Origin of the sequence: Streptomyces glaucescens, from assembly GCF_002154375.1 — a bacterium.
GTDB lineage: Bacteria > Actinomycetota > Actinomycetes > Streptomycetales > Streptomycetaceae > Streptomyces > Streptomyces glaucescens.
The window spans coordinates 1-8124 of sequence record NZ_MUND01000219.1; the positions used below are offsets into that span (position 1 = coordinate 1).

Consider the following 8124-nt stretch of genomic DNA (forward strand, 5'->3'; position numbering starts at 1 on the left):
CCGAGGCCCAGGCGTATCTGGAGGACTACGCCGCACTGCTCCAGGCCGTCCCCTTTCCCTCCGTCGTCGTGGACGACGCCTGGGACGTGGTGGTCGCCAACAGCGCGTTCGAGACACTTTTCCGGGGCGTGGGACCGCACCCCACGGCCATGCCGTGGGACAACTTCCTCAGATTCGTCCTGTTCCACCCCGACGCGGGCACCGTCCTCGGCGAGCACGAGCCGCGCTGGTGCCTGCCGATGCTGGCGCACTTCGCCGCCGCCCTGGAGCGGCAGGGCCAGGACCACCGGCTCCAGGCGATCCGCCGGGAGATCGCCCAGGACCCCATCATGGAGGCCGCCTACCGGCACGGCCTGCCGCACTGGATCCGCGCGGTCGGCGAGGCGGCCGTCGAGCACGACGGCGCGGTCCGTCCGCTGCTGCACCCCGATCCGCGCTGGGGCGCCACGGACTGCCGTATCGTCGGCGAAACCCCCAAGACCCTGCAGGACCTGGGCTACACCCGGCTGACGCTGGTGCTGCGCGAGCCGCGCCGCGCGGCGTCCGCCCCGCGCCGGCGCGTCCGCGCCCGCCGTGCGGCGGGCCACCTCAGCGTGGTCCCCGCCCCCGAGGTCTGACCGGGCACCGCCGGCGTTCAGGTCGCCGACGGCGCCACGGTCGGACCGGGGCGCGCCCCGTGGGTGCCGCCGTCCCCCGTCCTCCCCGTCCTCCGCTTCGGCCGGAAACACACCTCACGTACCCGTGACTTTCACATGGGCGCCACCACACCCTTCCCTGACGTTTGGTGCTCTTGGAACACTCCTTCCGCGCGCATTCCGTCACGCCCATCCGGCCGGTCGAACAACGTCAGGACGAGAGGTCCCCACCCATGCCCGAAGTCAACCGGCGCAGATTCCTCCAGGTCGCGGGTGCCACCACGGCGTTCAGCGCGCTGGCCGGCAGCATCGAGCGCGCCGCCGCCCTGCCCGCCGACCGTCGCTCGGGAACGATCGAGGACGTCGAGCACATCGTCGTGCTGATGCAGGAGAATCGTTCCTTCGACCACTACTTCGGGAAACTGCGCGGCGTCCGCGGCTTCGGCGACCCCCGCCCGGTCACCCTCGACAACGGCAGGCCCGTCTGGCACCAGGCGGACGGCGGCAAGGACGTGCTGCCCTTCCACCCGGACGCCGACGACCTCGGCATGCAGTTCCTGGAGGGCCTGCCGCACGGCTGGACCGACGGCCAGCAGGCCTACCACGGCGGCAAGTACGACCAGTGGATCCCCGCCAAGGGCACCACCACCATGGCGTACCTGACCCGCGAGGACATCCCGTTCCACTACGCGCTCGCCGACGCCTTCACCGTCTGCGACGCCTACCACTGCTCGTTCATCGGCTCCACGGACCCGAACCGCTACTACCTGTGGAGCGGCCACACGGGCAACGACGGCACGGGCGGCGGCCCCGTCCTCGGCAACGACGAACTGGGCTACGGCTGGACCACCTACCCCGAGCGCCTGGAGAAGGCCGGCATCTCCTGGAAGGTCTACCAGGACATCGGCGACGGCCTGGACGCGGCCGGCCACTGGGGCTGGATCTCCGACGCCTACCGCGGCAACTACGGCGACAACTCCCTGCTCTACTTCGACACCTACCGGAACGCCGCGCCCGGCGACCCGCTCCACGACAAGGCCCGCACCGGCACCGACGTCAGGAACGGCGACGGCTACTTCGACCGGCTGCGCGCCGACGTCAAGGCGGGCACCCTGCCGCAGGTCTCCTGGATCGCCGCCCCCGAGGCGTTCTCCGAGCACTCCAACTGGCCGTCCAACTACGGCGCCTGGTACATCGCGCAGGTCCTCGACGCGCTCACCTCCAACCCGGCGGTCTGGGCGAGGACGGCGCTGTTCATCACGTACGACGAGAACGACGGCTTCTTCGACCACGTGGTGCCACCGCTGCCGCCGATGGACGCCTCCCGCGGCAGGTCCACGGTCGACGTCTCCCTCGACCTCTACCCGGGCGACAGCAGGCGCCCCGCCGGCCCCTACGGGCTCGGCCCGCGCGTGCCCATGCTGGTCGTCTCGCCCTGGAGCAAGGGCGGCTGGGTCTGCTCCGAGACCCTCGACCACACCTCCGTCATCCGGTTCATGGAACGCCGCTTCGGCGTCCACGAACCGAACATCTCGCCCTGGCGGCGCGCGATCTGCGGCGACCTCACCGCCGCGTTCGACTTCTCCCGCACCGACAGCCGCCCGGCCGCACTGCCCGGCACCGACGGCTACGCGCCGCCGGACCGCGAGCGCCACCCCGACTACCGGCCGGTCCCGCCCGTGCATCCCGACATGCCCCGGCAGGAGCGCGGTCTGCGCCCGGCCCGCCCGCTGAGGTACGCACCGCTGGTGGACGGCTCGGCAGACGTGGCGGCCGGGAAGTTCACCCTCACCTTCGCCTCGGGGGCGAAGGCCGGGGCCGCCTTCCTGGTCACCTCCGGCAGCCGCACCGACGGCCCGTGGACCTACACCACCGAAGCCGGGAAGAGCATCTCCGACACCTGGAACTCGGTCTACTCCAAGGGCTCGTACGACCTGACCGTGCACGGCCCCAACGGCTTCCTGCGCGTCTTCCAGGGCCCGAACAAGAAGGCCGGTCCGGAGGTCACCGCCCGGCACACCGGCGACGACATCGAGCTGACCTTCACCAACCGGGGCTCCGGCACGGTCGTGCTGAAGCTGGCCGACCGCTACACGGGCACCACGCGGAGCCTGCGGGTGCGGCCCGGCGCGGTCGTCCGGCACACCGTCGACCTCGCGGCGAGCCGGCGCTGGTACGACCTGACGGTCACATCCGACGCCGAACCGGGGTACCTGCGGCGCTTCGCCGGGCACGTGGAGAACGGGCAGCCCGGGGTGAGCGACCCGGCGATCGTCACCGAGTGACCGCCCTCCCCGCTCAGAGCGGGGTCAGGTGCCCCGGACCCGGCTGCGGCTGCCGGGGCACCAGGGCCTCCGGCCGGGACACGGCGGCCCGGGGCGCCTCCGGCTCGGTCGCGGTCGCGGGTGCCTGCTGAGGTGGCGTACGCGCGAGCAGCACCACGCCCCAGGCCGCGAGCCCCGCCCCCGCCAGTGCCAGCAGCACTCCCGCGGGGCCGCCCTGGAGGCGCTCGCCGAGCAGGGAGAGGCCGATCACCGCGGCGGCCACCGGGTTGGCCAGGGTCACCATCGCCAGCGGCGCGCCCAGGCCGCCCCGGTAACCGGCCTGCGCCAGCAGCAGCCCGCCCGTCGCCAGCGCCGCGACGAGCAGAGCGACCGCGATCACCTGGACGTCGAGCACGGGGCCGGAGTGGTCCGTGGCGGCGACCGTCACGGTCTGGGTGAGCGCGGAGGCGACACCGGAGGCGATCCCGGACGCGGTGGCGTGCCGCAGCCCGGGCCGGGCGCCGGGCCGGGCGAGCGAGCCGATCAGTACCGCGGTGACCCCGGCGACCGCCAGCGCCTCCTGGACGCTGAGCACGTCGTCGGGCGCCGGGCCGGACGCCGTGACCAGGACCGCCGTCAGGCCCGCGAGGGTGAACGCGGTGCCCCGCCACTCGGGCGCGCTCACCCGCCGCCCGGCGATCCGCGCACCGAGCGGCACCGCCGCGACCAGTGTGAGCGCGCCCAGCGGCTGCACCACGGTCAACGGCCCGTACTTCAGGGCGACGACGTGCAGCAGCGCGCCGGTGGCGTTCAGCGCCACCGCGATCCACCACGCGGCGCCGCCGAGCAGCCGCAGCACCCCGGAGCCGGGGCTGCGCGCGGCCAGCCGTTCCTGCGCGACCGCGGCGGCGGCGTAGGCGACGGCGGAGAACACCGACAGCACGAGGGCGAGGGCCATGGCGCTCATCGGCCCGCCTCCACCAGCTCGTGCGGCTCGGCGGGTGCGCCGGCGGGCCGTACGGCACCGGGATCCTGCACCGGCGCGGCGGCCCCAGTCGCCGAGACCTGGCGCGTTGGCACCGGAGCGGTCGTCCGCAGCGGCGGGCGGAGCACGGCGAGGGCGAGGGCGAGCAGGGCCGCGGCGACGAGGGAGTCGAGCCAGTAGTGGTTCGCCGTGCCCACGATCACCAGCAGGGTCAGCAGCGGGTGCGCCAGCCACAGCCACCGCAGACGGGAGCGGGTCGCGGCGATCAGTCCGATCGCGACCATCAGCGCCCAGCCGAAGTGCAGCGAGGGCATCGCCGCGAACTGGTTGGAGAGGGTGTCGGTCGACGGCGGTCCGTACACCGACGGCCCGTACACCCGCCCGGTGTCGATCAGACCCGCCGCCGCGAGCATCCGGGGCGGGGCCAGCGGGAACGTGAGATGCAGCACGAGCGCCGCGGCGGTCACGGCCGCCAGCACCCGGCGTGCCCACAGGTAGTGGCCGGGGCGGCGCAGGTACAGCCAGATCAGGAAGACGGCGGTGGCGGGGAAGTGCACGGTCGCGTAGTAGGTGTTCGCGACGCGGACCAGGAGGTCGCCGTGCAGCAGCAGGGACTGCACGGCCCCCTCGCCGGGCAGCAGGACCGCTCGTTCCAGGTCCCACACGTGATGCGCGTTGCCGAAGGCCGCGTCCGTGTGACCGGTCGCCAGCCGGCGGCCGGACTTGTAGAGGAGGAAGAGCCCTGCGACGAGCAGAAGCTCCCTGACGAGCGGCGGCCGCGCTGTCGCGCTGCCCGGCTCCGCTGGCGCAGGCTCGGTGCGGGCATTCATCCCCCGGCCCCTTCGCTGACGGTGGTGCATGTGGTCCATGGGGAGCTTGTGGCTCCCGGTGCGCGGGCGGCGAGGTTATCGATACGGCCGCGTACCGATACGCCAGTGTACCGATACGGATGAGTACCGGTACACTGGCGTATCGAAAGGCAGTCCCGCACTGACCCCCAGGGAGAGAAGCCGATGACGTCGCAGGCCGCGGACCGACCGGACCCGGTCGTCGCCTCGCGCCGCTCCAAGCTCACGCCCGAGCGCGAGCAGGAGTTCTTCGACGCCGTCCTGGACCGTATCCGGGAGTGCGGCTACGACGCCGTCACCATGGAGGGCGTCGCCGCCAGCACCCGCTGCAGCAAGTCCACGCTGTACCGGCAGTGGAAGACGAAACCCCAGTTCGTCGCCGCCGCCCTGCGCTCCAGCCGGAGAGTGCGGTTCGCGGGCATCGACACCGGCTCGCTCGCCGAGGACCTGCGCGAGGTCGCCCGCTGCGCCGCCGCGTGGTCGGCGAAGGACACCAAGCTGCACCAGGCGCTCGGCCACGCGGTGATGCAGGACAAGGAGCTCGCCCGCGCGCTGCGCGAGGCGCTGATCGAGCCGGAGATCGCCGCGCTGGAGGAGATCCTGCGCCGCGGTGTCGAACGCGGCGAGGTCGCGGCCGGCAACCCGGCACTGCCGTTCATCCCCGCGCAGCTGTTCGGCGTGCTGCGGGTGCGGCCCGTCCTGGAGGGCCGCTACGCCGACCCGGACTACCTGGTCCGGTTCATGGAGGCCGCCGTGCTCCCCGCGCTCGGCCTCACCTAGTACTCGGATCGCGCCGTCCATGGGATGACTGGACGGCCGGTCCGACCGCGCCGCACCGTGGGGACGGGGGCGGCGCGCACCCCCCGGCCGGGTGGGGTTCCTCTGGAGCGGAGAGGAGCCCCACCCGGCCGACATGCCGGCACCGGGCGCGGGCGCCGACGCGGTCGGCTCAGACGTCCTGTCCGTTGCCGTCGCCGTCGGCGGGGCCCGCCTCGATGCCCTCGGTGATCTCGTCGAGGAGCGACACCTTCTGATCGGCGTCCACTCCGCAGCGCACCACGACTATCCGGTCGCCGTCGGCGGGGGAGGGGAACGCGAGCGACTGGACCAGGCCGTCGGCGCCCTTGCTGGTGACCGCCTTCCAGCGGACCAGGTAACCCTTCTGCCCGGCCACCGTGACCGTCTTCGACGCCAGCACCTGGTGCGAGGTGATCTCCCCGTACGAGCTGCCCCCGTAGGACTCCTTGGCGTTGGCCGCGATGTCCGCCTTCGCGACGGCCTCCGCCGTGCCGCCCTTGGTGCCCAGCAGCGCGGCGGGCGCCGAGTACGCGCCGCCCTTGGTGCAGGTCTGGGAGGTCTCACCGGGGCAGGGGTAGGTGTCGTCGGACGTCATCTGCGCGCCGACGTCCATCGCCTGCCCGGTCCAGCCGTCCGGCACCGGCATGCTGATGCCGTTCACGGTGTCGGCGAGCGTGCCGCCGCCCTCCACCTCCGGCGCCTGCGGCTCGCCGGGGCCGGGCGACCGGCCGTCGTCCGGTCCCTCCGAGCCGCCGTCACCGTCACCGAACGGGCCGTCCTCCCGGCCGTCCCGCTCCTGCTGCGAGTCCGCACGGCTCGCGCCGCCCCCGTCGTCCTTGGTCAGCGCGTACACGCCGAACCCGATGCTCGCGAGGACCGCCGCGGCCACCGCGGCCGCGATACCCGTCCGCAGGCCGCGGCGCGAGGACGCCGGCGGCTGCACCGGATACCCGGGATAGCCCGGGTGCGCCGGGTACGCCGGGTACGCCGGGAAACCGGCCTGCCCGAACGTCCCCGGCTGGCCCGGCTGGCCCGGCTGGCCGGGCTGGCCCGGCTGTCCTGGCTGCACCGGCTGACCGGTCGGAGCGCCGTACGCCGGACCCGGACCCGCTCCCGGAGCCTCCCCCGCGGCAGGCTGCCCCGTCGGTGGGCCCCAGGCGGCGGCCGGTCCCGCGGGACGGATCTGGTCCGTCCATGCCTTGCCGTCCCACCAGCGCTCGGTGGCGGGACCGTCACTTGTCTGCCCGGGATCGGGGTACCACCCGGGGGGAGTCACCTGCGTCATGACCCCACCGTAAGAGGCGACGGTGAAAGCCGGATGAGAGGGACCGGGGCCGTTCACCGCCGATAACGGACACACCGTCACGTACCGTCGCCGCGCGGATCCCGCACCTCGAGCCGCTCCGGGGCGGGCGGCCCCGCCGGCGGCAGCCGCAGCCCGTTCCGCCCCGGCGTCACCGAACCCAGCACGCTCGGGTGCCGGGCGCCGGTGCTCGTCGCAACGGTGCCCGGCAGACCGTGCACGGTCAGGAAGCCCAGGACGGCGAAGGCGTACGCCTCCTTCGCGGCCGAGGGCAGGCCCAGCGCGTCCGAGAGGCGCACCGGCACCCCCGCCAGCCGCTCGCGCAGCATCCCCATCAGCACGGAATTACGCGTACCGCCGCCCGAGGCGATCACCTCCGTGCCGCCCACCCGTCGCACGGCGTCGGCGACCGTCTCCGCGGTCAGCCGGGCCAGCGTGGCGAGCACGTCCTCGGCGGGCAGCGTGCCCAGCCCGGACAGCGCACGGCGCAGATGACCGGCGTGGAACAGCTCCTTGCCGGTCGTCTTCGGCGGCGGCAGCGCGTAGTACGGCTCCGCGAGCAGCCGCCGGAGCAGGCGCGGATCAACGGTGCCCCGGGCCGCGAGGGCGCCCTCCGCGTCGTACGGCAGCCCTCCGCGGCCGGACTCCCGCACCGCCGCGTCCAGCAGCGCGCACCCGGGACCGGTGTCGAAGGCGGTGCCGTCGGGTGCGGTGAGGTTGGCGATGCCGCCGAGATTGAGGGCGACCGGGGTGCCGGGGCGGCCACGCAGCCACAGCCGGTCGAACAGGCTGACCAGCGGCGCGCCCTGACCGCCCGCGGCGATGTCCCTGGGCCGGAAATCGGCGACCACCGGCAGACCCGTCGCCTCCGCGATCCACGCGGGCTGCCCGAGCTGCAGCGTGCCGTGCACCCGGCCCGACTCGACCCAGTGGTACACGGTCTGGCCGTGCGAGGCCACCAGATCGGCGCGGTGCTCGCACAGTTCCCGGTCCGCGCGGACGGCCGCCGCCGCGAAGGCCTGCCCGATCCGGGTGTCCAGGCGGCACACCTCGGCGAGCGAACAGGTCCCCGGCGGGAGGGCCGCGGCGAGCGCCGCCCGCAGCTCGTCGTCGTAGTGCTCGCTCACCATGCCGAGCGGCTTCAGCACGAGACGGTCGCCGGCCGGCTCCAGATCGGCCGCCGCCGCGTCGATCGCGTCGTAGGACGTGCCGGACATCAGCCCGATCACGCGCATACCGTCACCCGCACGCTGTCCACCGCATACCGCATACCGTCACCCGCGTACGGTCG

Annotated in this window: 7 protein-coding genes; 3 read left to right on the top strand and 4 right to left on the bottom strand. The window is 74.0% G+C overall.

All coding sequences use genetic code 11. The features are described 5' to 3' along the window. Both CCN42_RS16125 and CCN42_RS16130 read left to right on the top strand, forming a co-directional pair. A partial coding sequence (locus CCN42_RS16125) for an MmyB family transcriptional regulator (RefSeq protein WP_086736427.1) occupies positions 1-617 on the top strand: 617 nt, incomplete at its 5' end. Positions 618-868: 251 nt separating this feature from the next. Next, positions 869-2920: a phosphocholine-specific phospholipase C gene (locus CCN42_RS16130; RefSeq protein ID WP_086736429.1), complete on the top strand. Its 2052-nt coding sequence runs from the start codon at positions 869-871 to the stop codon at positions 2918-2920. Positions 2921-2933: 13 nt separating this feature from the next. Here CCN42_RS16130 and CCN42_RS16135 read toward each other — a convergent pair whose 3' ends face one another. Next, on the bottom strand, positions 2934-3866 hold the full coding sequence (locus CCN42_RS16135) for a DMT family protein (RefSeq protein ID WP_086736430.1): 933 nt from the start codon (positions 3864-3866) through the stop codon (positions 2934-2936). Beyond that, complete coding sequence (locus CCN42_RS16140) at positions 3863-4714, bottom strand: phosphatase PAP2 family protein (protein WP_086736432.1); 852 nt, start codon at positions 4712-4714, stop codon at positions 3863-3865. The genes CCN42_RS16135 and CCN42_RS16140 overlap by 4 nt, the downstream gene beginning before the upstream one ends. 183 nt (positions 4715-4897) lie before the next feature. Between CCN42_RS16140 and CCN42_RS16145 the strand changes: the two genes are divergently transcribed. Beyond that, the gene (locus CCN42_RS16145; RefSeq protein ID WP_086736434.1) at positions 4898-5512 is read left to right on the top strand and encodes a TetR/AcrR family transcriptional regulator; all 615 of its coding nucleotides are present in this window, start codon (positions 4898-4900) and stop codon (positions 5510-5512) included. A gap of 169 nt (positions 5513-5681) precedes the next feature. On the opposite strand, the gene CCN42_RS16150 is transcribed toward CCN42_RS16145, so the two are convergent. Then, on the bottom strand, positions 5682-6815 hold the full coding sequence (locus CCN42_RS16150; RefSeq protein WP_086736436.1) for a DUF2510 domain-containing protein: 1134 nt from the start codon (positions 6813-6815) through the stop codon (positions 5682-5684). A gap of 77 nt (positions 6816-6892) precedes the next feature. Further along, positions 6893-8068 (bottom strand): anhydro-N-acetylmuramic acid kinase, encoded by a 1176-nt coding sequence (locus CCN42_RS16155; RefSeq protein ID WP_086736438.1) that lies wholly within the window; start codon positions 8066-8068, stop codon positions 6893-6895. Positions 8069-8124 lie beyond the last annotated feature (56 nt).

Bases quoted from the DNA above. Each gene is read 5' to 3' on its own strand.
- CCN42_RS16135 (WP_086736430.1), bottom strand. From the start codon at position 3,866: ATGAGCGCCATGGCCCTCGCCCTCGTGCTGTCGGTGTTCTCCGCCGTC.
- CCN42_RS16140 (WP_086736432.1), bottom strand. From the start codon at position 4,714: ATGAATGCCCGCACCGAGCCTGCGCCAGCGGAGCCGGGCAGCGCGACA.
- CCN42_RS16130 (WP_086736429.1), top strand. From the start codon at position 869: ATGCCCGAAGTCAACCGGCGCAGATTCCTCCAGGTCGCGGGTGCCACC.
- CCN42_RS16150 (WP_086736436.1), bottom strand. From the start codon at position 6,815: ATGACGCAGGTGACTCCCCCCGGGTGGTACCCCGATCCCGGGCAGACA.
- CCN42_RS16145 (WP_086736434.1), top strand. From the start codon at position 4,898: ATGACGTCGCAGGCCGCGGACCGACCGGACCCGGTCGTCGCCTCGCGC.
- CCN42_RS16155 (WP_086736438.1), bottom strand. From the start codon at position 8,068: ATGCGCGTGATCGGGCTGATGTCCGGCACGTCCTACGACGCGATCGAC.